Origin of the sequence: Agromyces atrinae (assembly GCF_013407835.1) — a bacterium.
In the GTDB taxonomy this organism is placed as follows: Bacteria; Actinomycetota; Actinomycetes; order Actinomycetales; family Microbacteriaceae; genus Agromyces; species Agromyces atrinae.
Genome location: NZ_JACCBI010000001.1, coordinates 1,999,350 through 2,022,096 on the forward strand (window position 1 = coordinate 1,999,350; position 22,747 = coordinate 2,022,096).

Here is a 22,747-nt window from a genome sequence, read left to right on the forward strand (position 1 = left end):
ACGACCGACGGCACGAAAGAACCGGGTGGGGCTTCGGCCTCACCCGGTTCTGTGTACGCGACTAGTTCGTGTTGGCGTAGAGCCATTCGAGCGGGTCGACCTTGGTGCCGGTGACGCCGCCGAGACGGATCTCGAAGTGGAGGTGCGGGCCGGTCGACATGCCCGTCGAGCCCGTGGTGCCGATGACGTCGCCGACGCTCACGACGTCGCCCACGGCGAAGCGCATCGAGCCGTGCTCCATGTGCGCGTAGACGCTCGTCACGGTCTGGCCGTCGATGACGTGATCGATCGCCATGTACACGCCGAGGCTGCCTTCGCCGTCTTCGGCGATGCTCACGACGCCGTCGGCGATCGACTGGATCGGAGCGCCGAGGCCCGGGTTGAAGTCCTGTCCGCCGTGGTCGCTCGAGCAGCCCGCGCAGTTGCGGTAGCCGAAACGGTCACCGATGTGCACGCCGACGGGGAACGGCCACTGGATCGTGCCGTTCGGGTTGTTCGTGAACGTCGCCTCGAGGCGGATGCCGCTCTCGGCGGCGTACTCGGCGACGGATGCCGCGGCATAGCCGTCACGCTCGACCGGGATCGGCGCGGAGTCGGCCGCGACCTGGATCGACTGTGTGGCCTCGGCGACCTTCGCCGCTGCCGTCGACTGAACCGTCGCCGAAGCGAGCACCTCCGACGGGCTCACGAGCGAACCGGCAGGCACGGTCGTCGCCACGGCCATGAGCGCGACGAACGTCATGGCGACGCCGCTGAGAGCGCGACCGGCGACCGAGCGGGTGAAGGACTTCCGCGGAGCGGCGGCCGCAGCACTCGCCGCAGGGGGGACGGATTCGGTGACGCGCGTGCGCGCCTCGGGAAGGCCGAGCACGGGAAGCGAGTCGACCGGCTCGGAGGCCGCTGCGATGTCACGGTGGTGCTCGCTCGGCGCCGTGAGTACGGCATCGAACTCGTCGGCATCGACGTGCTCGGCCGGAAGAGAGGAGAGGGGAACGTCGAGGTGGCCGGGCTCAGCAGCATCGGACGTCTCGGCGCTGCGGCGTGAGCGGCGGCGAAGCGGCTGATCGGACGCGGCCCCGATGATCACGGGAACGACGGCGGTCCCCATGGTGACCGTCGGCACCTCTGCCTCGGCTGACTGCACTCGGGGTGCGGCGGACTCGCCGGCATCCGTCGCCGTGGACGCTGCAGCCGCCGCGCGCTCTGCGGCGCGCAATTCGGCACGGGTGAGCGGCTGCGACGGCGTGGCCTGCCGCTCTCGCTCGCGCAACTGTCGTCGCGTCAACCCCGACCCCGTGGGGTCTTCGGCACCGAGCGGGGAACCGCTCTGCGCAGGGGTGATCTGAGTCAAATCGTCGCTTTCGGCATAGTCAGGCAACCGGGGGGAGATGCTCATTCTGGCCAGCGCCAAAATAACGGATTGGTAAACACTAACCCGAACGAGCGCTTCGACGCTACGTGATGACCCTGTGTGAAAGCTCCATCCTCAGCCCCGCGGGTCGGCGAGCGCGAGTGCCGCGAGCAGCTCGGCCTGCACCCCGGGCGCGCCCGCGACGAAGAGATCGCTGCTCTCGCGAAGCCCGTCGCGACCCGTCACGACAGCGCCGGCCTCGCGGGCGATGAGGCCTCCGGCCGCGTGATCCCAGGGGTTCAGCCCGCGCTCGTAGTAGGCGTCGAGACGGCCCGACGCGAGGTCGCACAGATCGAGAGCCGCCGACCCGATACGGCGGATGTCGCGGATCTGGCCGATGAGACGGCCGAGTACCGCCGCCTGGGCGAGACGCACCTCGGGCCGGTATCCGAAGCCCGTGCCCACGAGTGCGCGGTCGAGAGTGACATCGGGCGTTACGTGCAGCCGCTCGCCGTCGCGGAACGCGCCGTCGCCCACCGACGCCCAGTAGAGCTCGCCCGTCGACGGGTTCGCGATGGCACCCGCGAGGGTGCGTGCCTCGTCGGTGTCGACCGGCCCCTCGACGGCCGCGATGCTCACGGCCCACGCGGGGATCCCGTAGAGGAAGTTGACGGTGCCGTCGATCGGGTCGACGACCCACGTCACTCCGCTCGAGCCGCCGGTCGCGTCGCTCTCCTCGCCGTAGAAGCCGTCGTCCGGTCGCGCGTCAGCGAGAAGGGAGCGGATGAGGGTCTCGGTGTCGCGATCGACCTCCGTCACGACATCCACCGGGCTCGACTTCGTCGCGGCGACGCTCACGCCGTGCGAGCGGCGCTCGAGAGCGAAGGCTCCCGCGGTGCGTGCGACATCACGGGCGATGGCCAGGAGTTCGGTGCTCGACATGCTGACACCCTACTGAGGGCGGCTGAACGGGCGACGGGTCGATGACCTAGTGGAACGTGGTGGCGAGTGAGGGATTCGAACCCCCGAATGCTGAGCAGTCTGATTTACAGTCAGATCCCTTTGGCCGCTTGGGTAACTCGCCAGGTTGCACCCGACCGAGTTCTGCACACAACCGGGGGCCTCACAAGAATACTCACGAACCTGCCGCGCGAGAAATCGGGTCCGATCTCACGATTGGTCGTGCGCGGCTGATGACGCGGACGCCGTCGTCCGACAGAATCGGCAGGGGTAATAACAAACCGGAAACCCAGTCCTCGATAGGCTTTCGAGGAAACCGAGGGAGCTATGGCAGGAATCGAAGAAGTCGCAAAGCTCGCGGGCGTGTCGACGGCGACGGTGTCACGAGCACTGAGCGGCCGCGGTCACGTCTCCCCCACGACGAAAGAGAAGGTCGTCGAAGCGGCATCCGCCCTCGGTTACGTCGTCTCGTCGAACGCATCGAGCCTCGCCTCGGGGCGCATGCGCAACATCGGCGTCGTGGTCCCCTTCCTCAACCGCTGGTTCTTCTCCTCGGTCATCGAGGGCGCTCAGCAGTCGCTGCTCCGCCACGGCTACGACCTCACCCTCTACAACCTCGCCGGAGTCGGCGACGAGCGCCGCAGCGTCTTCGAGCACTTCCTGCTGCGCCAGCGCGTCGATGCCGTCATCGCCATCTCGCTCGAGCTCACCGAGTCGGAAGTGACCCGCCTGCACGCGATCGGCAAGCCGCTCGTGGGCGTCGGCGGTCCGATCCCCGGCGTTCAGACCCTGATGGTGGATGACGCCGCCATCGCGCGACTCGCCACCGAACACCTCCTCGGGCTCGGGCACCGTCGCATCGCCCACATCGGCGGCGATCTCGAGTTCGACCTCGACTTCCACCTGCCGACGAACCGTCGTCTGGGTTACGAGACCGCGCTCGTCGCGGCCGGGATCACGCCCGACCCCCACCTCTTCGCCCCCGCCGACTTCACGATCCGCGGCGGGTACCACGCGGCGAAGCAGCTTCTCGGCGTGCCGCACGAGCGGCCCACCGCGATCTTCGCCGCGTCCGACGAGATGGCGATCGGCTCGATCCTCGCCGCACGCGACCTCGGTCTCGTCGTTCCTCGCGACGTGTCGATCATCGGAATCGACGGTCACGACCTCTCCGACTTCTTCGGACTCTCGACGGTGTCGCAGTTCCCCCGCGCACAGGGCGAGGAGGCCGTCGCCGTGCTCATGGACCAGCTCGAGCCCAGCTCGACGCCGCAGGCCGCGGCCAACCAGCTCCTCCCCTACGAGCTCATCGTGCGCTCGAGCACGGCCAGTCCGCCGAGCTGACGCGTTAAGCTGATCGTCATGGCAGATTCAACGTTCGACGTGGTCAGCAAGATCGACAAGATGGAGGCCGACAACGCGGTCAACCAGGCGCGCAAAGAGCTCGAGCAGCGCTACGACTTCAAGAATGTCGGGGCTTCGGCCGAGTGGAGCGGCGAGAAGATCCTGCTGAAGGCTTCGACCGAGGAGCGCGTCAAGGCCGTCCTCGACGTCGTGCAGTCGAAGTTCGTGAAGCGCGGCATCTCGCTCAAGAGCCTCGACGACGGCGACCCCTACCCCTCGGGCAAGGAGTACCGCATCGAGATCGAGCTCAAGCAGGGCATCGATCAGGAGAACGCGAAGAAGATCGGCAAGATCATCCGCGAGCAGGCGCCGAAGACGGTGAAGAGCCAGGTGCAGGGCGACGAACTGCGGGTCTCGTCGAAGAACCGCGACGACCTCCAGGCGACGATCGCGCTGCTGCGCGGCTCCGACCTCGATCTCGACCTGCAGTTCATCAACTTCCGCTGAACGGCGAGCGGATGACGCGGGCGGGCGTTCCGAGCGCTGAGGTTTCGGGCGCTGGTCTGCCCGGTGCCGGTCTGCCCGGTGCTGGTCTGCCCGGGGCTGACGTGCCCGACCGGCGCGGCCGCACGGGCCTCGATCGGGTGGGTCTCGACCTCACCGGCAACCCGCGCGTGCGCGTGCGCGACGTACGTCTGCTCACCTCGAACTGGTACGTCACGCGCGTCACGCAGCTCGACTACCAGCGCGCCGACGGAACGTGGACCGAGCAGGAGCGCGAGACGTACGACCGCGGCAACGGCGCGTGCGTGCTGCTCTACGACCGGTCGGCGCGCACCGTGCTGCTCACGCGCCAGTTCCGCTATCCGGCGTACGTCAACGGGCATCCGGACGGCAATCTCATCGAGACCCCCGCAGGACTGCTCGACGACGACGAGCCGCTCGCCGCGATTCGACGTGAGGCCGAAGAAGAGACCGGCTACGCGATCGGCGAGGTCGAGCACGTCTTCGACGTGTACATGAGCCCCGGCTCCGTCACCGAGATGCTGCACTTCTACGCGGCCCCGTTCGACGCCGACGTCCGCGCGAGTGTCGGCGGCGGCCTCGAGGACGAGGGTGAAGAGATCGAGGTGCTCATCGTCGATATCGACGACGCCCTCGCGCGTATCGGCGTCGACATCATCGACGCGAAGACGATCATGCTGCTGCAGTGGGCGGCGCTCACGGGCCCCTTCGCGCGCTGACGCACGCACCCTCCCCTATCTCTTCTCTCCTTCTTCTCCCTTTTCCCCTCACTGACTTCCCCTCCGTCGGTGCGCAGCCGGGAGTGCCGATCGCGCGGAGGAGTGCCACTCGCGCGGCACTCCGGCACGCCAGCGGCACTCCGGTGAGGCAATCGCGGGGCGAATCACAGGTTCCGCGGGTCGAAGAGGGTGACCGGATGACGCACGAGCGGCACTCCCGCGCGTTCGAGCTTCCGCCGGAGCGGGGTGATGTTCCAGGCATCCGCCCAGTCCCACCGCGCGAGCGCACGCACACGCTCGCGCACCTCGTCCTCCCGTCGTTTCTCGGCGACGACCCGTTCGACGGGTGCCGCGCCGCCTGCTCCCGACCGGTACTTCGCGTGCCCGTCGGCTTCGCCACCGACATCCGCTTCGCGCCAGTGGAAGTCGAGGAAGGCGTCGCTGCCGGAGAGCTCGAGGCGATGCTGCAGGGTCGGCTCGGCGAAGCCGCACTGCTCGATCACGAGCCGGCTGAGCGTCTCGAGAGGTGATTCGGCGCCCACGCGCACGCGGCTCAGCACCGCTTCGACACGTCGACTGCGCGGGTACGGCAGGAGTCTGCGATGCTCGCTCATCAGGCGATCGATCGAGGTCAGCGCCGGTGCGCCCGCATCACGCGATTCGGTGACCGCGGCATCCATCGCGACGAGCGCGGCGGCGAGGCTCGCGCGTCTCGCGAGTTGGATGAGCGAGTACTCGATCGAGGTCAGGGTGAGCCCCGGGAATCCCGGGGTCCCCGTGAGGACGCGCTCGGTCACCGGCGCGACCCGAGCGATCTTCACGATGCCGCGCCGGCGGTGCCCGTGGGCGTCGCGCGAGAGGACGAACACCTCGTCCGGCCACCGACCGAGGATCGGCACGCCGAGGAGCGCCAGAGCGGAGTGGCTCGTGAAGACGGGCGCATCGAGCGTGAGCGCCGCCGAGATCACGAGGCTGCGGTAGCGTCGCGCGTCTCGCGCGGCCGGCGAACCGCCATCCGTCAGTGTCTCGACGGGCTCGTAGACGCCGCGCCGCACGGAGCGCACGTCGCCGCGGGCGATCGCCGAGCGCAATCGCGACGACAGACCGAGGCGAGTCACGTCGGAACTGAGGATGAAGCCGTGCGGAGAGATCGGGAGGCCGGGGGTCATGAGCACAGTGTTCGCGACGCACGCCTCGTGAGCACCGGCACTCGTGTGAGCGGTGAGGGAATCGCGCCACCCCTCTTCGGTGCAGGAGAGGTGGCTGCGCGCGCCGGAGTTCCGTTCGCGTGGCACTCTGCCGCGCGAACGGCACTCCGAGGGGGGCAGGAGTGTGGGAGGAGGGGAAGGGTGCGGGGTGGCGGGCGCGCGGGCGGATGTCAGCGGGGGGCGTAGCCCGCGAGCCAGGACGCGACGGCGGCGTAGGCACGGGCGCGGGGCTCGGGCGCCGAGAGGAAGACGTCATGGATCGCTCCGTCGATGCGGTCGATCGTGACCGTCGGGCCGAGCTTCAGAGCACGGCGCGCGATGTCGTCGACGACGAGCACGATGTCGCTCGAGAGCATGTCGTCGCTCCAGCGCGTCGCGAACGTCGAGCGCGCGGAGATGAGCGTGAGGACGGGCACATCGATCGAGAGACCGGCCTGCACCTTCGCGTGACCGGCGAGCACGGCGGCGAGCCACGCGGGGTGCGTCGGAAAGGCGCGGAGCGGGCGCCATTCCTGGTTGTACTCCCAGTACCCCGACTGCGCCTTGTCGACCGAACGCGCGTAGAAACCGGCGTCGACGCTCGGCAACTCGGCCTTCGGATCGACGCGGGCATGCAGGCCGACGAGTGGCGTGATCGCGCCGCGCGCGAGCCCTGTCGCCTGGAACTCGAGCCACGGACTGTTGAGGATGAGGGCGGCCGCGCGACCGGGGTGCCGCGACGCCCAGAGGCTGAGCGTCAGACCGCCCGTCGAGTGTCCGAGCAGCACGAGGGGCCGGCCGCGCGAACAGTCGGCGCCACTGCCCGGGAGCCCGTGGCCCATCGCATCGAGCGCGGCCTCGATATCGGCGTCGTAGTCGTCGAGGCTCGTGATGAACCCCGGTGTCTGACCGGGGCGGATGCTCCGCCCGTACTTACGGAGGTCGAGGGCGAAGAAGCGCGCGCCGCGTCTCGTCCAGAAATCGGCGAGCTCACGGTTGAAGAAGTAGTCACTCCACCCGTGCACGTACAGCACGTCGACACCGAGACCGGGTGTCAGCCGCGGGCGCCCCTTGTGCCGCACGAGCGTCGCGACGACGTCTCCCTCGCCGTCGATCCCGAGCGGCAACGTGAGCTGCTCGAAGCGATCTCCGAGCACGTCGGGCTGCCAGTCCTGCCCCACATCCCCCCACATGCACTCAGCCTAGGGGCCGAGGCTCGGCACGCTCAAGCGATGAGGATGACGGCGGCGAGCGCACCCGCGAGCATCGACGGGCCGAACGGGAGGGCGCTCGAGAGCGTCGCTCGCCGCAGCAGCACTGCGAGGACGGCGACGACGCCACCGATGACGATCGCGAGCGTGAGACCCGCGACCCACGCCGACCAGCCGAACCAGCCGAGCACGAGACCCAGCAGTGCGGCGAGCTTGACGTCGCCCATGCCGACCGATCGGGGCGACGCGAGAGCACCCACGAGGTAGAGGCCGAACATCACGGCCCCGCCGAGCAGGGCGCGCACGAGCACGTCGAACGCCTCCGTCGCGACGGCCGCCGCCGTGAGCAGGGTGGCGGCCACGAGCGTCGTGGGGAGCACGAGGTGATTCGGCAGGCGGTGCTCTTCGAGATCGACGATGGCGAGGGGCACCGCGACGACCGCGAGCAGCACGACGACCGGAAGCGCCCGGTCATTTCCGAGGCGGGCGACGAGACCGATGAGCGCCGCGAGGCCGCACATGACCACGACGACGCGGAGCGTGATGCGGGCAGCAGCGCCGGGCGCACGCACCACGGCGCGAATCGTCGGGATCGAGTTCACCCGGCGAGCGTAACCCGCGCGACCTCAGCAGGGAACGGGGTGGGGCGACTGTGGATAACTCCGGCGATCGCCCCGCGCGACTACTCGCCGCGCGAGATCTCGACCATCTCGTCGCGAGGAACGACCTTGATGCGCGCGCGCCCCTCGGGCTCGCCGAGTGCCTTCTCGTGCTCGTCGAGGCGGTGCCAGCCGTCGAGATCCGTGTACGCGATACCGCGCGACTCGAGCAGTTCGACGACGGATTCCTCCGACGGCGACTCGGGCGACCACCAGTTGCCGAGGTCATTGATGAGGTGCTTGACGGTCTCCATCGCATCGGACTTCGTGTGTCCGATGAGGCCGACGGGGCCGCGCTTGATCCATCCGGTCGCGTAGACGCCGTAGAGCTGACGCGCCTCGCCCGTCTCGGCGTCGTGCGTCAGCACCTGGCCCTCGTGGTTCGGGATGACGCCGTAGGAGTCATCGAACGGCACGCCCGCGAGCGGTGAGCCGAAGTAGCCGACGGCGCGGTAGATCGCCTGGATGGGGATCTCCCGGATCTCGCCGGTTCCGACCACTCCGCCCTCGCCGTCGGGGGCGGTGCGCTCGTAGCGGATGGCTCCGACCCGGCCGGTGCCGTCGTCGACGATCTCGAGGGGCTTCGCGAAGAAGTGCAGGTGGAGTCGGCGCGACGCGTTGCCGGTCTCGCGCTGACGCCACTGGTTCAGGACCTTGTCGATGACGAAGACCTGCTTGTTGCCCGACACCGCAGCACGAGCCGCGTCGTCGTAGTCGAAGTCCTCGTCGTAGACGATCATGTCGACGTCGCGCAGCTCGCCGAGCTCGCGCAGCTCGAGCGGGGTGAACTTCACCGAGGTCGGGCCGCGACGGCCGAAGACGTGCACGTCGGTGACGGGCGAGGCCTGAAGGCCTTCGTAGACATTCGCCGGGATCTCGGTCGTGAGGAGGTCGTCGGCGTGCTTCGCGAGGATGCGCGAGACGTCGAGCGCGACGTTGCCGTTGCCGATGACGGCGACCGACTCGGCCTCGAGCGGCCACGTGCGCGGGAAGTCGGGGTGGCCGTCGAACCAGCTCACGAAGTCGGCGGCGCCGTACGATCCCTCGAGTTCGATGCCGGGGATGGGGAGCGAGGCGTCGCGCACGGCACCCGTCGCGAAGATGACGGCGTTGTAGTGCTTCTTCAGGTCGTCGAGGGTGATGTCCTCGCCGAAGTGCACGTTGCCGAAGATGCGGATGTCACCGCGGTCGAGCACCTCGCGGAGCGCCGTGATGATGCCCTTGATGCGCGGGTGATCGGGAGCAACGCCGTACCGCACGAGGCCGTAGGGCGCGGGAAGGTGGTCGAAGAGGTCGATCGAAACGTCGAAGTTCCGCTCGGCCTTCAAGAGGATGTCGGCGGCGTAGATGCCCGCGGGCCCCGCCCCCACGATGGCCAGGCGCAGCTTGTTGCGAGTCAACTCGATCTCTCCACGATGGTGTCGGCGAAGCGCGTGAGCGCCTTCTTGACGCTGCCGTCGGGCAGCGGTGCGAGCGCGGCGACGGCGTCGCGTGCCCAGCGGTGGGCTTCGGCGATCGTCTGACGGGTCGCCTCGTGCTCGCGCAGCTCGGCGACGAGCGCGTCGACGGCGCTGCGGCTCGGCGGCACGCGCACCTCGCCCGTGTTGGTGTCGAAGGTGCCGACGGGCGGCGCTCCCGCGATGACGTCGCGCTCGATGCGCTCGAGGAGATCGGCGGATGCCGGGTCGGAGGTCGCGAGTTCGCGGAGCTTCAAGATGGGGAGCGTGACGACGCCGGCGCGCAGGTCGGTGCCCGGGAGCTTGCCGGTCTTCTCGGTCTGCGGCGAGAGGTCGATGACGTCGTCGACGAGCTGGAAGGCGACGCCGATGCGCTCGCCGAACTCGACGGCCGGCTGCTCGAGCGCGGGGTCGGCTCCGGAGAAGACGATGCCCGACTGCGCCGCCGAGGCGATCAACGAGCCGGTCTTGTCGGAGAGCACCTGGATGTAGTGAGCGACCGGATCGTCATCCGGCTGGGCGCCCACGGTCTCGTGCAGCTGACCGAGCACGAGTCGCTCGAAGGTGTCGGCCTGCAGCCTGATCGCCCGCTCGCCGAGACGCGCCATGAGCTGGCTCGCGCGGGCGAACAGGAGGTCGCCCGTGAGGATCGCGACGGAGTTGCCCCACACGGTCTGCGCGCTCGGGACGCCGCGGCGCTTCTCGGCCTCATCCATGACGTCGTCGTGGTAGAGCGAGGCGAGGTGGGTGATCTCGATCGCCGTCGCCGCGGTCACGACGTCGTCGGTCGCACCGTTGCCGAGCTGAGCGGTCAGCAGGGTGAGCATCGGCCTGACGCGCTTGCCGCCCGCGTCGAGCAGGTAACGCGTCGAGACGTCGGCGATGCCGTCGGCGAAACTGACCTCGTGTTCGAGTGCGGCCTCGACCGCTTCGAGGCCGGCATCGATCGCCCTGGCCATCGATCGGTCGGACGACGACGCGAAAACGCGCTCGCTCAAACCCAGATTGGCCGCCAGCGAGGAGCCGCGGCGGGCGAGGGGAACGCTCGGATTCACTCTCTTAGCCTATCGACCGTGGGACGGCTAAGCCGCCGGCACGAATCCTCGGTGGAGGGCGACGATGCCGCCCGTGAGGTTGCGGTACGCGACACGTTCGAAGCCGGCCGAGCGAATCCATCGTGCGAGCTCCGGCTGGGCCGGCCACTCGCGGATCGACTCGTTGAGGTAGTCGTATGCGGTGTCGTTCGAGCTCGAGAGCTTGACGAGAGCGGGCATCGCGAAGCGCTGGTAGACGTCGTATCCCGTGCGCACGATCGCCGTCGCGGGCGTCGAGAACTCGCAGACCACGACGCGACCGCCGGGCTTCGTCACGCGGAAGAACTCGGCGAGAGCCGCCTCGGGGCGCACGACGTTGCGGAGGCCGAACGAGATCGTCACGGCGTCGAACTCGTCGTCGCCGAACGGCAGGTCGGTGGCATCCGCCTCGGTGAAGGTGAGGTTCGGCACGTGAGCCTGGCGACGCCGGCCGACCTCGATCATCCCGGGCGAGAAGTCGGCGGCCACGACGGCCGCTCCCGACTTCGCGAGGCTCGCGCTCGACGTACCCGTCCCGGCGGCGACATCGAGGATGCGCTGGCCGGGACGCGGGTCGACGGCGCGCGTCGTGGCGATTCGCCACAACGCAGCATTGCCCATCGACAGGACGGCGTTCGTGCGGTCGTAGCCGGGCGCGACTTCGTCGAACATCGCGGCGACCTGGTTCGGCTCTTTGCCGAGATCTGCTCTCACCCCGCCAGCCTACCGGCCGAGCCTGAGCGTCGCCCCGCCCCGCAGCCGCCGCCCAGCCGCGCGGGCGTAGGCTGCTGTGGTGACGAATCCGGGTACCGAAACGGCCCCGACCTTCGCGCATCCGCTCGCACGCACGCGACTCCGCGTCGAGACGAGCGAGATTGCCGACTCGGGCCCTCTTCTTCCGCTCCTCGACCCCTCCGCGCCGCTCCTGTGGTCGCGCTCGGGCGACGGCATGGCGGGGATCGGAGAGGTGCTGCGCCTCGAGTTCTCCGGACCGAACCGGGTGAGCGACGCCGCGAGCGCGTGGCGTGAACTCGTCGGCGAGGCGAGCATCGTCGATCAGGTCGGCGTTCCCGGCACGGGGCTCATCGCCTTCGGCACCTTCGCCTTCGCCGATGACTCGGCGGAGACGAGTGTGCTCATCGTGCCGCGCGTCGTCGTCGGGCACCGCGGCAACCGGTCGTGGGTCACCCTCGTGCACGCCGAGGGCGAGCCCGCGGCATCCGTCGAGGTCGCGCAGCGCGCGTTCGGCGACGAGTTCCGCGTGCGGCTCGTGCCGGGCGAACTTCCGCCCGCCGCCTACCAGGATGCCGTCGCCCAGGCCGTCGCCCGCATCGACGCCGGCGAGCTGTCGAAGGTCGTGCTCGCCCGTCAGATCCGCGGGCATGTCTCGCCCGACGCCGACATCCGCCGCGTGCTCGATCATCTCTCGCGCGGGTATCCCGACACGTGGACCTTCGCGGTCGACGGGCTCGTCGGGTCGAGCCCCGAGACCCTCGTGCGCGTCGCCGACGGCGCCGTGAGCGCCCGCGTCCTCGCGGGAACGGCGTCGCGCGGGGTCGACGCGGCGGCCGACCGCGGCAACGCCGAGGCGCTCACCCATTCCGAGAAGGATGCCGAGGAGCACGCCCTCGCCGTGCGCAGCGCCGTCGATGCCCTCGAACCGCACACGTCGACGCTCGAGGCGAGCGCCGAGCCGTTCACCGTCAAACTGCCGAACCTCTGGCACCTCGCGACCGATCTCGAGGGCACGGTCGACGACGGTTCGGGCGCTCTCGACCTCGTCGCCGCCATCCACCCGACGGCCGCCGTCGCGGGCACTCCGCGGGAAGCGGCGGTGCGCGTGCTCGCCGAGCTCGAAGGCTTCGACCGCGGGCGCTACGCCGCCCCGGTGGGCTGGATCGGCGCCGACGGCGACGGCGAGTGGGCGATCGCCCTGCGCTGCGCGCACGTCTCGCCCGAGGGCGAGATCACGGCATGGGCCGGATGCGGCATCGTGCACGACTCCGACCCGGCAGCCGAACTCGCCGAGACGGTCATGAAGTTCCGCCCCATCGTCGACGCGTTCGGGTAGACCCGCTCAGGTCGCGGCGAGGCGCCGTTTCTCCGCCTCGACGTCGTAGTCGGCGGGCGGCCACTCGAGCTTCATCGCGTGCAGCGCGTCGATGAGGAGGTGCTGCACAGCGAGCCGGGCGTACCACTTGTGGTTCGCGGGCACGACGAACCACGGCGCCTCGGGCGTCGACGTGCGCTCGAAGGCCGCCTGGTACGCCTCCATGTAGGCGGGCCAGTGCACGCGTTCGTCGATGTCGCCGGGGTTGAACTTCCAGTGCTTCTCGGGGCGGTCGAGGCGGTCCGCGAGGCGAGCCCTCTGCTCGTCGGGACTGATGTGCAGCATGACCTTGACGATCGTCGTGTCGCTTCCGACGAGTTCGCGCTCGAAGTCGACGATCGCTCCGTAGCGGCGTTCGATCTCGTCGGCGGGCGCGAGCGAACGCACCCGGCCGATGAGCACGTCCTCGTAGTGCGAGCGATCGAAGACGCCGATCTTCCCCGCGCCGGGCACCTGCCGGTGGATGCGCCAGAGGAAGTCGTGCTCGAGCTCCTCGGGCGTCGGCTTCTTGAAGGCCGCGAGGTGCACGCCCTGCGGGTCGACCGACCCGACGACGTGCTTGACGATGCCGCCCTTGCCCGCCGTGTCCATCGCCTGCAGCACGAGGAGCACCCGGCGCGGGTCGCCGAGGGTCGCGTTCGCGGTGAGAAGCTCCTGGAGCTCGGCGAGGATGTCGGCGCCCTCGGCGAGCGCACGCACGGCGCTCTTCTTGTCGCCGTCGTAACCCGGGTGCGCGTCGGGGTCGACGTCGGTCAGTCGGAAGCCGGGGCCCACCTTCAGGATGTCGGCGGGGTCGGTCGTCCAGAATCCCTCGTGCTTCGTCATCCGCCCATCCTGCCGGGTGGGGGCTCCGTGCAATACCTCAGGTTCGATCCTTGAAGTACGCGAACAGGTGTCTCTCTCGGATCGTGGCTGATGCGGCGAGGGTTCCTCCGATGACGCCGCCGAAGAGGGCGACGGCGATGCGCGCGGACAGCACGACGATCGCCGCGCGGTCGTCGGAACTCATCGTGTGTGCTGCGATCACACCGGCCGAGGCGGTCAGCAGGGTAGCCGCAACACCCCACACGGCGGCCTCGATTCCCATGACCAGGGTCATGTCCCGTCGGGTGACTCCGGCATGCAGGTGTGAAGCAAGCTCGATCCGGCGGCGTCGTACGGCAAGAGTCGCGACGACAGCGCCGGCGACGAGGGCGACGACGGGAGCAAGTGCCGTGAGACGCGATTCGAACCTCGCGGCACCCGCGAACTCCCGACCGAGTGATGCGTTCAGCTGCGACAACTGCGGCGGCTCGTCGGCGAGGTCGCTTCCCGGCGCCATCGCAAGAGGAAGGAGCGCAGCAAGTCGAGCATCGGTGGGCCAGACGTCGATCCAACATTCGTCGAACGGTTTCGATGAGTCGACGGTCTCGAGCAGAGCCCAGCCGAAGCCGCTCCGCCGCCCATCGGGAGGGGATTCGAAGATCCCGGCGATCGGCGCCTCGCCGGCGGTCGTCGCGAGTCGTCCTCCCTGGACCAGTCCGAGCGTATCTGCAATGTCGCGGGCGATGACGAGCCCCGATGGCTCAACCGGGCTGCTGAGCAGGATTGCGCGCAGCCCGCCCGAGACCTCGTAGACATCGAACGGAGTTCCGGGCAGGGACGCTGCGGCGAATGAATCTCCCTCCCGCAGCGCCCCAGCGTGCGCTACCCCGTCGATCTCGACCAGACTGTCGCACGCCTGCCCGTCGATACGGCCCTCGGCAGCGATCGTGAGCACGCTTCCGCGAGCATCGCGAAACCGCTCGCCTTCGTCGACTAATGCACGCACCACGCTGACATCCGCGACGATGAGAGACAGACCGAGTAGCGACATCACGGATGCGAGGAAGGCTGTGCGCGCTGTCCCGGAGACGACATCACGCCAGACTTCGCGAAGGACCGCTCGAAAGCGCATCATTCTTCCACCTGGGGAGAGAACCGACCGAGATCGAGCACAGCGGAGCACGCGTCGCGGGTTCGGGTGTCGTGGGTGGCGACGATCACGACAGTGTCATCCCGCGACAGTTCTCCGATGACGGCATTCACCGTATCCCCCGTCGTCGGGTCGAGTTGGGCCGTCGGTTCGTCGATCAACAGAATTTCGGGATCGGAGGCTATCGCTCGAGCGAGCATCAATCGCTGAGCTTCGCCACCGGACAGAGCACGGAACTCACGACTCGCGACGTGCCCGAGCGCGAAGCGGTCGAGGAGGTGCCGCGCTTCCTCATCAGCGACATCGGGCGCTGCTCCGCGCGCAAGGCGTGGAAGCGCGACGTGATCGAGGGCCGAGCGACCCGGAACACCATGCGGGTTCTGAAACACCCATGTCGCGGATCGATCACGTCGAGTGACGACAGACCCTTCGGTAGGTGCTATCCAACCCGCCAGGATGCCGAGGAGGGTACTCTTCCCCGACCCCGATGGGCCTGTGAGTGCGTACACGGCGCCCTCCCGAAAGGTGAAATCCATCGCGCGAAACAGCCAGGGCTCACTACCGAACCGATGGCCGAGTGCTGTGAGTTCTACCGGCACGGGGGCGCCTCGGAGCCGGGCTGCGGATCGACGGAACGAGGGACTTCAGACGTCACGAAGCTCACGAAGGTCTGACCGAGTTGAGAACCGACGATCTCGACGGCGGTCGCCGCGCCCTCCGAAAGGACGCACCCCGCTGCTCCTTCGATGTCGTAGACGGAGCTCGGCGGCACGACGGCGATATCTGCCGGGGAGGCTAGTACGAGGCTCCCCGACATGGGCATCGCCTCGTCGCCCGAGACGATCGCAGCACGAATACTCGGGGTGAGAGCGAGCGCTGCAAGCGCGATCGGATCATCGACGCTGCCGGATTCACTAATTGGTGCGGCGACTCCATCGACCATCAGCAGACGGTCTCCGTCGAGAAGGTCTGTCGGAAGCGCGGCGACCCGCACGCTCGCTGCCGGGCCGACCAGCGAGCCGAGTAGCCCCCCGATCTCGGTCATCGACCCGACGGACAAATCGCAGGAGGCAACGACGGCTGTCGCGGCCGGCAGCCAGACGATCTGGCTCGCCCGTATCACCCCGTCGCTCAGATTCGACGGACTGTCGGCAAGCTGCGCGAGTGCGCGAACGGATGCCTCCCCGAGAAGCCCATCGGCGACGATAGGCGCTCCCAGCCTCACGAGTTCGTCTTGCACGGCCTGAACATCGTCACCGCGATCGCCGACGCGGAGATCGCGCCACAGCGGCAGCCGCGTCGCGAGGTTGACGAGCGGAACTCCGTCGATAGAGAACGTCGATTCCCCCGACCGAAGCTCGGAGCCGACCGTACACCTCGCCGACGTGACCCGTCCCGACATGGCGGTCGTCAGTTCGACAGATTCACTCGCGCCGATCACAAGCTCGACCGATCGCTCGTCGTCGTACTTCTGCTCGATAACCGGAACAGAGTCGATCTCGGTCGTCGAACGAAGAGATGGTGGTTGATCGGGGGCGAGCCACAGTGCGGCACTCGCTGCACCGAGCGCTGCGGAAACGACGACGCCGACCCCGAGGAGCGCTGCCCGTGATAGCCGCACACGTGTCATTTCAACCCGAGCGCGAGTGGATCGTCATTGCACGCGAGGTAGATGGCGCGCCCCGTCTCCGCCTCGAGGAAAGGGAAAGTGTCCGCCTCGAAATCCCGCCTATAGTCTTCGGCAGTGTAACCCGACGCGACTGCGCCCTCACGAACGAGGCACTCCGCCATGATCGTGAAGATGTCGCGGTTCTCGGGGTTCATACGTTGGAGTCCGCGCAGTATCCCGATCCACCGATGCCCCGACTCGATCTCACAACCGTCCGCGAGCGCATTGAGATCGTCGTCCGACATCGAACTATCGTCCGGATCTATCGAATACCCACCGTCACTCTCATATCCGCCGAATGCCGTGGCGTTGCGCTCGAAGCAATCCGTCATGCGCTGGGCGACCTCCGCCCACTCCTGATCGGAGATCTGCTCGTCGACGAGCACCCCGTGGACGAACTCGGTTCCCGACTTCTCCCAGGCATCGCCATACTCCGCAGCGAACGGTCCCGAGAACTTCGGCGCCTCGACACTCGACATCGGAGTTCCACCGAGACCATCGGGTGCGGGCGCGGGAGCCGAACATGCCACAAGGGCGGCAGTCGCTGTCGTCGCGAACGCCAGCCCGACGATTCGACGCCCGCGCCGCCAGCTCACCCGTTCACCCGATAGAAGAACTTGTTGTTCAAGTAGCCCGTCGCCTCTTCGACATGGGCAGTCTGCCCGGGAGCTTTATCTGGCGAGCGGTACAGTATGCCGCTCGTTGTCCGGACACTCGAACCGTGCGTTTTGTACGAGTGCTTGTACGTCGAGTATGCGTAAGGCGTCGACCCGGGCTCGTACACTCCGTAGGTCCACACGCCGCCTTCCGGGTACTCGGTCACCGCGTGGGCCGCTCCCGAGCCGCCCAGAAGGAGCGCTGCCGTCACTGTCGCAATCGCCGCCGCACGGGCAGAGTTCTTCCTCTTCATCTTTTCCCCCAATTCTTTTGCCGGAGACCCCCTCCGACTCGATCATCGTACGTAGCAGGTTCACGGTATGCAATCGCTTACACGATGATGACACTGAATGACGCGAGATAGCCGACGCTCAGCGCGGCAGCGGCACCTCGAGGATCGTCGGGCCGTCGATGTGCGCCGTGAGCGCCTGATCGAGTTCGCCCTTCGTCGTCGCGCGCGAGAACGCCCAGCCGTAGGCCGCCGCGAGCCCGGCGAGGTCGACGGCCTGCGGCGTGAACTGCACGCGATCGAAGTGGTCGGCCGGCGCCGTCTGGTGCACCTCGAGCGAATCGAAGATCGTGCCGCCCCCGTCGTTGCCGACGATGAGCTGCAACCGCGGCCGGCGTTCTCCGGCACCGAGCAGGAGCGAGCCCACGTCGTGCAGGAAGGTCAGGTCGCCGATGACGGCACGCGTGACCCCCGCGCCGTCGCCGGCCTGGCTCGCGAGGGCTATGCCGAGGGCGGTCGCGATGGTGCCGTCGATGCCGGCGAGTCCGCGGTTGGCGTGCACCGTGATGCGCTTGCCCGGCACGACGCGGTCGGCGTCACGGATGAGACGCGACGCTCCGAAGACGAGGCGGTCGTGCGGCCACGTCGTCGCCCAGACCCTCTCCGCGAGGAGGCGTCGGGTCACGGGTGCACGCACCGCGGCGAACTCCGCCCGCACGTAGTCGCGCTGCTTCGCGAAGTCGCCGACGTGCCCGCCGTCGACGACACCGCTCCGTCGCTCGGCGCCGGTCAGCTCGTCGTCGAGCAGCGCGCGGCTCGCGTGCACCCAGCGGCCGAGCCACGCACGCTCGTCGCGCGAGGGCTCGTGCGGCGAGGTCTCGACCGCGCGCTCGAAGCGGTCGACCGCGTGACCCGGGTCGTACCATTCGAAGCCGCTCGGCGCGACGACGATCGTCTCGACGTCATCGCGCTGCACGAGCGCGGGCACCTCGCGACTGAGCGTCGGGTGACCGAAGACGATGGCCCTCTGGATGCGGGCACCGAAGTCGTCCTCGGCGAGCAGGGCGCGGTAGGCGACGACGAGGTTCGGGCCGAAGTGCGCGCCGCTCGTGACCTCGGCGAGGAGCGGCCAGCCCGCAATTCGCGCGAACTCCTCGGCGGCGGGGCCGGCACCCGCGCCGGCGATGACGACGGTGCGCGGGCCGTGTGCGAGGGTCGCGACGGGCAGGTCGGCGGGCAGCGGGGCGGATGACGCGGGCGGGGTCACCGCAGGAAGTTCATCGAGCGGTGCGCTCAGCGGCTCGCGGAACTGGAGGTTCAGGTGAACGGGCCCCGCGCCGGGATCGGCGACGGCGACGCCGGACTCGTCGGCGCCCACTGCGGCACGGTAGGCCTCGCGAGCGAGCTCGCCCGCGGCATCCGTCTCGCTCGGCTCGCCGCTCGGAGCGGCGACGTCGCGCTCGAGTCGGAGCGCCCGCGCGAAGATGCCGGGTTGGATCGTCGTCTGGTTGGCGCGGATGCCGCGCAGTTCGGCCGGACGATCGGCCGTCAGCGCGATGAGCGGCACACCCGAGTGATACGCCTCGAGCACGGCCGGGTGGAGGTTCGCCACGGCGGTGCCCGATGTCGTGATGACGAGTGCCGGTCGACCCGATTCGACGGCGAGACCGAGCGCGAGGAACCCCGCGCCGCGCTCGTCGAGGCGAACGTGCAGCCGCACCGAACCGCGCGCCTCGTACGCCGCGGCGGCGAGGGCGAGAGCCTGCGAGCGCGAGCCCGGGCACACGATGATGTCGGTGACGCCGGCGTCGATGAACGCGCCGAGAATCGCGACCGAGACGTCGGTCGCCGGGGAGGCCGTGGCCACGGCTCAGCCGTTCGGGCGCGTGGGGGGTGTCTGCCCGTCGCCACGCTCACGATCGTCGTCGAGGTCGGCGAGCTCTTCTTCGAGCTTCTTGATGCGTTCTTCCTGAGCCGCGTCGCGGCCGAGGCGACCGAGGAACTCGAGGTCGTCGTCGGGGGCGAGCGAGCGAGTGGGTCGTGCGCCCTGCTTCGGCTTGCGGCCGCGGCCGATGGCGAACCAGAGGGCCGCACCGAGGATCGGCAGCAGGAGGATCAGCAGGATCCAGACCCACTGCGGGAGGGCGCGGATGCGGCCCCGATCGAAGAAGGCGCAGTCGACCACCGCGTACACCGTGAAGATCACAGCGGCGACGATGAGAATGATGGCCAAGCGCGGCATGACCCCAGTGTAGTTCGCTCCGCTCCGCGTCGGCTGAGAGCGGCCGGGAGCGGAGCAGGACCCTGCTTACACTGGAGTCATGAAATCGGTGCCGGTCTGGGTCTACTACACGGCGCTCCGCATCGTGCTCTTCGCTGCACCCCTGGCCATCCTGCTGATCGCCGGGGTCGAGCCGTGGGTCTCCGCCCTCGTCGCCGCGCTCTTCGGCTTCAGCACGTCGTTCATCTTCCTCCGCCGCCCCCGTGAGGCGATGTCGCAGGAGCTCTACGACGCGCGTCACCGCTCGCAGACGGTCCCGCACGTCGACGACGACGCCGAGGATGCGGCGATCGACGCCGAACAGCAGGCGAAGACCGACGAGCAGCGGCCGAGCGGCTCCTAGAAGGCGAACGCCGCCCCGAGGCCGGCGCCGTACAGGAGCGCCGTGATGCTCGCGAGCTGCAGCGCGAGGATGAGCTCGCGCGGCTGACGCGCCGTGACGACGATGATGCACGCCGGCAGCGCCGCGAGCAGCGCGAACGCCGTGAACGATGCGAGCGGATAGATGAGCGCCACGATCGGGACGAGCACGAACGGCAGCAGCAGGAAGACGCAGAAGAGCACGCGCCCGGCGGTCGGTCCGACGAGCACGGCGAGCGTACGCTTGCCCGCGATGCGGTCTTGCTCGACATCGCGCAGGTTGTTGGCCATAAGGACGGCGCACGCGATGAGCCCGACGCCGATACCCGACATCCACGCCTCGTCGCCGATCGTGCCCGACTGCACGAAGGCCGACCCGCACGTCGCGACGAGACCGAAGAAGACGAAGACGAAGAGCTCGCCGAGCCCGAAGTACCCGTAGGGGCGCTTTCCGCCCGTGTAGAACCATGCGGCGACGATCGCGACGGCGCCGACGGCGATGAGCCACCACGCCTGCGTGATGACCGTGATGACGAGACCAGCGATGGCCGCGAGGGCGAAGAAGGCCAGCGCGACGGCGAGCACGCGCTTCGGGCTCGCGACGCCGGAACCCGTCAGGCGGGCAGGGCCGACGCGGTGCTCGTCGGTGCCGCGGATGCCGTCGGAGTAGTCGTTCGAGTAGTTGACGCCGATCTGCAGGCAGAGCGCGACGACGAGGCAGAGGAGCGCGAGCACGGGGCTCCACCCCGATGCGCCCGCCGTGGCGACACCGGCCCCCGTGCCGACGAGCACGGGCGCGACGGCGAGCGGAAGCGTGCGGAGACGTGCGCCGGAGACCCAGTCGCGAGCGGTCGCCTTCCGCGGAGCGGGGCGCACGGATGACGCACCACGACGAGCGGGATGACCTGAGCGTTTCGGAGTCGACACTCCGCCATGTTAGGACGAGACGAGAGCCTCGATGGCCCGACGATCGGGTTTTCCCGACGCGAGGAGCGGCATCGTGTCGACGAGGAAGAGTCTCGACGGGCGCCCGGCGGGGCCCGCGATGTCGCCGATGCGGGCCGCGAGCTCACCGAGGGCGCCAGGCGCTTCGGTGATCTCGGAACGGCGGGCGACGACGGCCGGAGACTGCCCCCAGTCGTGATGATCCACGGCCGCTACGACCGCGTCAACGAAGCCGTCGACGGTGCGTACGAGATTCTCGACCTCGCCGAGCGACACTTTCACCCCACCCGAGATGATGACGTCGTCGGCACGGCCGGTCACCCTCAGCAGACCGTCGCGCAGCTCGCCGATGTCGCCCGTGCGGTACCAACGCCGGCCGCTCTCGACGCGGAACGTCTCGGCCGTTCGCGCGTCGTCGTCGAGATATTCCTCCGCGAGCATGGGTCCCGCGAGTTCGATGCGACCGTCGACGATGCGCGCGTCGACACCGCCGAGAGGGCGCCCGTCGTAGACGCAGCCGCCCGAGGTCTCGCTCGATCCGTAGGTGCGCACGATGCGGGCGCCGAGCGCCTCGGCTCGTGCGGCGAGGCTCGCGGCGAGCGCCTGTCCGCCGACGAGGACGGCGTCGAACGAGGTGAGAGCGGCGGCGACGAACGCATCGCGCTCGGCCGCCTCGACGATGCGCGCGAGCTGCACGGGCACGAGGGATGTGTAGCGCGGGGTGCGCGCATCGAGCCGCGAGGCGGCCTCGGCGAAGGATGCCGCATCGAAGCGATTGCCCTCGAGTACGAGAGGTTCGGTACCGGCGACGAGCGAACGCACGAGCACCTGGGCCCCGGCGATGTAGTGCGCGGGAAGGGTGAGGAGCCAGCGGCCGGGCCCGCCGAGGGCGTCGTGCGTCGCATCGGCGCTCGCGATGAGCGCGTCGGCCGAGAGCGCCACCCGCTTCGGCGAAGCCGTCGAACCGCTCGTCTCGATGACGAGCGCGACGGTCGCCGGCGCATCGAGAGGCGCGTGGGGCAGTCGCTCCGCGGTCGCCGGGAAGATCGTGTCGCCGTCGTCGAAGAGCGCCTCGCGCAGCCGCGACAGCACGAGGGGGATGTCGGACGCGTCGACCGCCGTGACGGGCCGGCGCCCCGTGCTCAGTAGTGCCACGGGTACGGACCCCAGTCGGGGTCGCGCTTCTCGAGGAAGGAGTCGCGCCCCTCGACAGCCTCGTCGGTGCCGTAGGCGAGACGCGTCGCCTCGCCCGCGAAGACCTGCTGACCGACCATGCCGTCGTCGACGGCGTTGAAGGCGAACTTGAGCATGCGGATGGCCGTCGGAGACTTCGTCAGGATGGTGCGCGCCATCGCGATCGCATCACGCTCAAGCTCGGCGTGCGGCACGACTCGGTTGACGGCGCCCATCTCGTAGGCGCGGTCGGCCGAGTACTCCTCGGCGAGGAAGAAGACCTCGCGCGCGAACTTCTGGCCGATCTGTCGGGCGAAGTAGGCGCTGCCGTAGCCGGCGTCGAAACTTCCGACATCGGCATCCGTCTGCTTGAACCGACCGTGCTCGCGACTGGCGATGCTGAGATCGCACACGACGTGCAGCGAGTGCCCGCCGCCGGCGGCCCAGCCGGGGATGACGGCGATGACGACCTTCGGCATGAAGCGGATGAGGCGCTGGACCTCGAGGATGTGCAGTCGACCCGAGCGCGCGCGGTCGATCGTCGTCGCCGTCTCGCCCTCCGCGTAGCGGTAGCCGTCGCGCCCCCGGATGCGCTGGTCGCCGCCCGAGCAGAACGCCCAGCCGCCGTCGCGTGCGCTCGGGCCGTTGCCCGTGAGGAGGATGACGCCGACCTTCGGGTCGGTGCGGGCGTCGTCGAGCGCGCGATAGAGCTCGTCGACGGTGTGCGGCCGGAAGGCATTCCGCACCTCGGGCCGGTCGAACGCGATGCGCACGATACGCCCGTCGAGCGAACGGTGGTAGGTGATGTCGGTGAGCTCACCGAGCTCGAGGACCTCGGTCCACTCGTTCGGATCGAAGAGGTCGGAAACGTCGGCGGACATAC

At 69.1% G+C, this 22,747-nt stretch carries 24 protein-coding genes and 1 tRNA gene; 5 read left to right on the forward strand and 20 right to left on the reverse strand.

Features of this window, described 5'->3' with window-relative positions:
• Window positions 1-61: 61 nt before the first annotated feature.
• From BJ972_RS09390 to BJ972_RS09400, 3 genes are all read right to left on the reverse strand, one after another.
• Window positions 62-1,351, reverse strand: coding sequence for a M23 family metallopeptidase (locus BJ972_RS09390; protein WP_129173554.1), 1,290 nt, complete (start codon window positions 1,349-1,351; stop codon window positions 62-64).
• Between the two features lie 135 nt (window positions 1,352-1,486).
• Window positions 1,487-2,293, reverse strand: coding sequence for an inositol monophosphatase family protein (locus BJ972_RS09395; protein ID WP_129173552.1), 807 nt, complete (start codon window positions 2,291-2,293; stop codon window positions 1,487-1,489).
• A gap of 57 nt (window positions 2,294-2,350) precedes the next feature.
• A tRNA-Tyr gene (locus tag BJ972_RS09400) sits at window positions 2,351-2,435 on the reverse strand.
• 203 nt (window positions 2,436-2,638) lie between these two features.
• On the opposite strand from BJ972_RS09400, the gene BJ972_RS09405 reads away from it, so the two are divergent.
• The 3 genes from BJ972_RS09405 to BJ972_RS09415 are packed head-to-tail and all read left to right on the forward strand — an operon-like array spanning window position 2,639 to window position 4,899.
• The gene (locus tag BJ972_RS09405) at window positions 2,639-3,655 is read left to right on the forward strand and encodes a LacI family DNA-binding transcriptional regulator (RefSeq protein WP_129173550.1); all 1,017 of its coding nucleotides are present in this window, start codon (window positions 2,639-2,641) and stop codon (window positions 3,653-3,655) included.
• Between the two features lie 18 nt (window positions 3,656-3,673).
• Complete coding sequence (locus BJ972_RS09410) at window positions 3,674-4,162, forward strand: YajQ family cyclic di-GMP-binding protein (protein ID WP_129173548.1); 489 nt, start codon at window positions 3,674-3,676, stop codon at window positions 4,160-4,162.
• Window positions 4,163-4,173: 11 nt separating this feature from the next.
• Window positions 4,174-4,899, forward strand: coding sequence for an NUDIX domain-containing protein (locus BJ972_RS09415; RefSeq protein ID WP_129173546.1), 726 nt, complete (start codon window positions 4,174-4,176; stop codon window positions 4,897-4,899).
• Window positions 4,900-5,063: 164 nt separating this feature from the next.
• Here the strand turns inward: BJ972_RS09415 and BJ972_RS09420 are convergent, their stop codons facing one another.
• The 6 genes from BJ972_RS09420 to BJ972_RS09445 form a co-directional block, all read right to left on the reverse strand.
• Window positions 5,064-6,068 (reverse strand): hypothetical protein, encoded by a 1,005-nt coding sequence (locus tag BJ972_RS09420; protein ID WP_129173544.1) that lies wholly within the window; start codon window positions 6,066-6,068, stop codon window positions 5,064-5,066.
• A 209-nt stretch (window positions 6,069-6,277) separates the two neighbouring features.
• Window positions 6,278-7,279, reverse strand: a complete 1,002-nt coding sequence (locus BJ972_RS09425; RefSeq protein WP_129173542.1) for an alpha/beta hydrolase — start codon at window positions 7,277-7,279, stop codon at window positions 6,278-6,280.
• Window positions 7,280-7,311: 32 nt separating this feature from the next.
• Window positions 7,312-7,899: a prepilin peptidase gene (locus BJ972_RS09430; RefSeq protein ID WP_129173540.1), complete on the reverse strand. Its 588-nt coding sequence runs from the start codon at window positions 7,897-7,899 to the stop codon at window positions 7,312-7,314.
• A gap of 80 nt (window positions 7,900-7,979) precedes the next feature.
• Entirely contained in the window at window positions 7,980-9,356 is a 1,377-nt protein-coding gene (locus tag BJ972_RS09435; RefSeq protein ID WP_129173538.1) for an FAD-dependent oxidoreductase, read from the reverse strand.
• Window positions 9,353-10,468 (reverse strand): polyprenyl synthetase family protein, encoded by a 1,116-nt coding sequence (locus tag BJ972_RS09440; protein ID WP_129173536.1) that lies wholly within the window; start codon window positions 10,466-10,468, stop codon window positions 9,353-9,355. Before BJ972_RS09440 ends, BJ972_RS09435 begins: the two co-directional genes overlap by 4 nt.
• 27 nt (window positions 10,469-10,495) lie before the next feature.
• On the reverse strand, window positions 10,496-11,158 hold the full coding sequence (locus tag BJ972_RS09445; RefSeq protein WP_129174047.1) for a class I SAM-dependent methyltransferase: 663 nt from the start codon (window positions 11,156-11,158) through the stop codon (window positions 10,496-10,498).
• Between the two features lie 121 nt (window positions 11,159-11,279).
• On the opposite strand from BJ972_RS09445, the gene BJ972_RS09450 reads away from it, so the two are divergent.
• Window positions 11,280-12,557: an isochorismate synthase gene (locus BJ972_RS09450; RefSeq protein WP_179419941.1), complete on the forward strand. Its 1,278-nt coding sequence runs from the start codon at window positions 11,280-11,282 to the stop codon at window positions 12,555-12,557.
• A 6-nt stretch (window positions 12,558-12,563) separates the two neighbouring features.
• Here BJ972_RS09450 and BJ972_RS09455 read toward each other — a convergent pair whose 3' ends face one another.
• From BJ972_RS09455 to BJ972_RS17260, 8 genes are all read right to left on the reverse strand, one after another.
• On the reverse strand, window positions 12,564-13,421 hold the full coding sequence (locus BJ972_RS09455) for a polyphosphate kinase 2 family protein (RefSeq protein WP_129173534.1): 858 nt from the start codon (window positions 13,419-13,421) through the stop codon (window positions 12,564-12,566).
• A 37-nt stretch (window positions 13,422-13,458) separates the two neighbouring features.
• The gene (locus BJ972_RS09460; RefSeq protein ID WP_129173532.1) at window positions 13,459-14,451 is read right to left on the reverse strand and encodes a hypothetical protein; all 993 of its coding nucleotides are present in this window, start codon (window positions 14,449-14,451) and stop codon (window positions 13,459-13,461) included.
• Between the two features lie 80 nt (window positions 14,452-14,531).
• On the reverse strand, window positions 14,532-15,086 hold the full coding sequence (locus tag BJ972_RS09465; RefSeq protein WP_206736494.1) for an ATP-binding cassette domain-containing protein: 555 nt from the start codon (window positions 15,084-15,086) through the stop codon (window positions 14,532-14,534).
• 53 nt (window positions 15,087-15,139) lie between these two features.
• Window positions 15,140-16,171, reverse strand: a complete 1,032-nt coding sequence (locus BJ972_RS09470) for a peptidoglycan-binding domain-containing protein (RefSeq protein WP_129173528.1) — start codon at window positions 16,169-16,171, stop codon at window positions 15,140-15,142.
• Between the two features lie 5 nt (window positions 16,172-16,176).
• A complete protein-coding gene (locus BJ972_RS09475) occupies window positions 16,177-16,698 on the reverse strand; it encodes a hypothetical protein (RefSeq protein WP_129173526.1) in 522 nt (173 codons plus the stop codon).
• 113 nt (window positions 16,699-16,811) lie between these two features.
• On the reverse strand, window positions 16,812-17,129 hold the full coding sequence (locus tag BJ972_RS09480) for a lactococcin 972 family bacteriocin (RefSeq protein WP_129173524.1): 318 nt from the start codon (window positions 17,127-17,129) through the stop codon (window positions 16,812-16,814).
• Window positions 17,130-17,247: 118 nt separating this feature from the next.
• Window positions 17,248-18,972, reverse strand: coding sequence for a 2-succinyl-5-enolpyruvyl-6-hydroxy-3-cyclohexene-1-carboxylic-acid synthase (gene menD, locus BJ972_RS09485; protein ID WP_129173522.1), 1,725 nt, complete (start codon window positions 18,970-18,972; stop codon window positions 17,248-17,250).
• 3 nt (window positions 18,973-18,975) lie between these two features.
• Entirely contained in the window at window positions 18,976-19,347 is a 372-nt protein-coding gene (locus BJ972_RS17260; protein WP_129173520.1) for a PLDc N-terminal domain-containing protein, read from the reverse strand.
• Between the two features lie 79 nt (window positions 19,348-19,426).
• Between BJ972_RS17260 and BJ972_RS09495 the strand changes: the two genes are divergently transcribed.
• Complete coding sequence (locus BJ972_RS09495) at window positions 19,427-19,729, forward strand: DUF4229 domain-containing protein (RefSeq protein ID WP_129173518.1); 303 nt, start codon at window positions 19,427-19,429, stop codon at window positions 19,727-19,729.
• On the opposite strand, the gene BJ972_RS09500 is transcribed toward BJ972_RS09495, so the two are convergent.
• From BJ972_RS09500 to BJ972_RS09510, 3 genes are read right to left on the reverse strand one after another with little or no spacing between them, the layout of a single operon-like run.
• The gene (locus BJ972_RS09500) at window positions 19,726-20,673 is read right to left on the reverse strand and encodes a 1,4-dihydroxy-2-naphthoate polyprenyltransferase (protein WP_129173516.1); all 948 of its coding nucleotides are present in this window, start codon (window positions 20,671-20,673) and stop codon (window positions 19,726-19,728) included. The genes BJ972_RS09495 and BJ972_RS09500 overlap by 4 nt on opposite strands.
• A gap of 9 nt (window positions 20,674-20,682) precedes the next feature.
• The gene (locus tag BJ972_RS09505) at window positions 20,683-21,837 is read right to left on the reverse strand and encodes an AMP-binding protein (protein ID WP_129174043.1); all 1,155 of its coding nucleotides are present in this window, start codon (window positions 21,835-21,837) and stop codon (window positions 20,683-20,685) included.
• The gene (locus BJ972_RS09510; RefSeq protein ID WP_129173514.1) at window positions 21,834-22,745 is read right to left on the reverse strand and encodes a 1,4-dihydroxy-2-naphthoyl-CoA synthase; all 912 of its coding nucleotides are present in this window, start codon (window positions 22,743-22,745) and stop codon (window positions 21,834-21,836) included. Before BJ972_RS09510 ends, BJ972_RS09505 begins: the two co-directional genes overlap by 4 nt.
• Between the last annotated feature and the right edge of the window lie 2 nt (window positions 22,746-22,747).

What these genes read in the sequence shown, in the direction of transcription:
- BJ972_RS09395 (WP_129173552.1), bottom strand. Translation starts at nt 2,293, where the DNA reads ATGTCGAGCACCGAACTCCTGGCCATCGCCCGTGATGTCGCACGCACC.
- BJ972_RS09405 (WP_129173550.1), top strand. Translation starts at nt 2,639, where the DNA reads ATGGCAGGAATCGAAGAAGTCGCAAAGCTCGCGGGCGTGTCGACGGCG.
- BJ972_RS09410 (WP_129173548.1), top strand. Translation starts at nt 3,674, where the DNA reads ATGGCAGATTCAACGTTCGACGTGGTCAGCAAGATCGACAAGATGGAG.
- BJ972_RS09415 (WP_129173546.1), top strand. Translation starts at nt 4,174, where the DNA reads ATGACGCGGGCGGGCGTTCCGAGCGCTGAGGTTTCGGGCGCTGGTCTG.
- BJ972_RS09420 (WP_129173544.1), bottom strand. Translation starts at nt 6,068, where the DNA reads ATGACCCCCGGCCTCCCGATCTCTCCGCACGGCTTCATCCTCAGTTCC.
- BJ972_RS09425 (WP_129173542.1), bottom strand. Translation starts at nt 7,279, where the DNA reads ATGTGGGGGGATGTGGGGCAGGACTGGCAGCCCGACGTGCTCGGAGAT.
- BJ972_RS09445 (WP_129174047.1), bottom strand. Translation starts at nt 11,158, where the DNA reads ATGTTCGACGAAGTCGCGCCCGGCTACGACCGCACGAACGCCGTCCTG.
- BJ972_RS09455 (WP_129173534.1), bottom strand. Translation starts at nt 13,421, where the DNA reads ATGACGAAGCACGAGGGATTCTGGACGACCGACCCCGCCGACATCCTG.
- BJ972_RS09460 (WP_129173532.1), bottom strand. Translation starts at nt 14,451, where the DNA reads ATGTCGCTACTCGGTCTGTCTCTCATCGTCGCGGATGTCAGCGTGGTG.
- BJ972_RS09465 (WP_206736494.1), bottom strand. Translation starts at nt 15,086, where the DNA reads ATGGATTTCACCTTTCGGGAGGGCGCCGTGTACGCACTCACAGGCCCA.
- BJ972_RS09475 (WP_129173526.1), bottom strand. Translation starts at nt 16,698, where the DNA reads ATGTCGAGTGTCGAGGCGCCGAAGTTCTCGGGACCGTTCGCTGCGGAG.
- BJ972_RS09480 (WP_129173524.1), bottom strand. Translation starts at nt 17,129, where the DNA reads ATGAAGAGGAAGAACTCTGCCCGTGCGGCGGCGATTGCGACAGTGACG.
- BJ972_RS17260 (WP_129173520.1), bottom strand. Translation starts at nt 19,347, where the DNA reads ATGCCGCGCTTGGCCATCATTCTCATCGTCGCCGCTGTGATCTTCACG.
- BJ972_RS09495 (WP_129173518.1), top strand. Translation starts at nt 19,427, where the DNA reads ATGAAATCGGTGCCGGTCTGGGTCTACTACACGGCGCTCCGCATCGTG.
- BJ972_RS09510 (WP_129173514.1), bottom strand. Translation starts at nt 22,745, where the DNA reads ATGTCCGCCGACGTTTCCGACCTCTTCGATCCGAACGAGTGGACCGAG.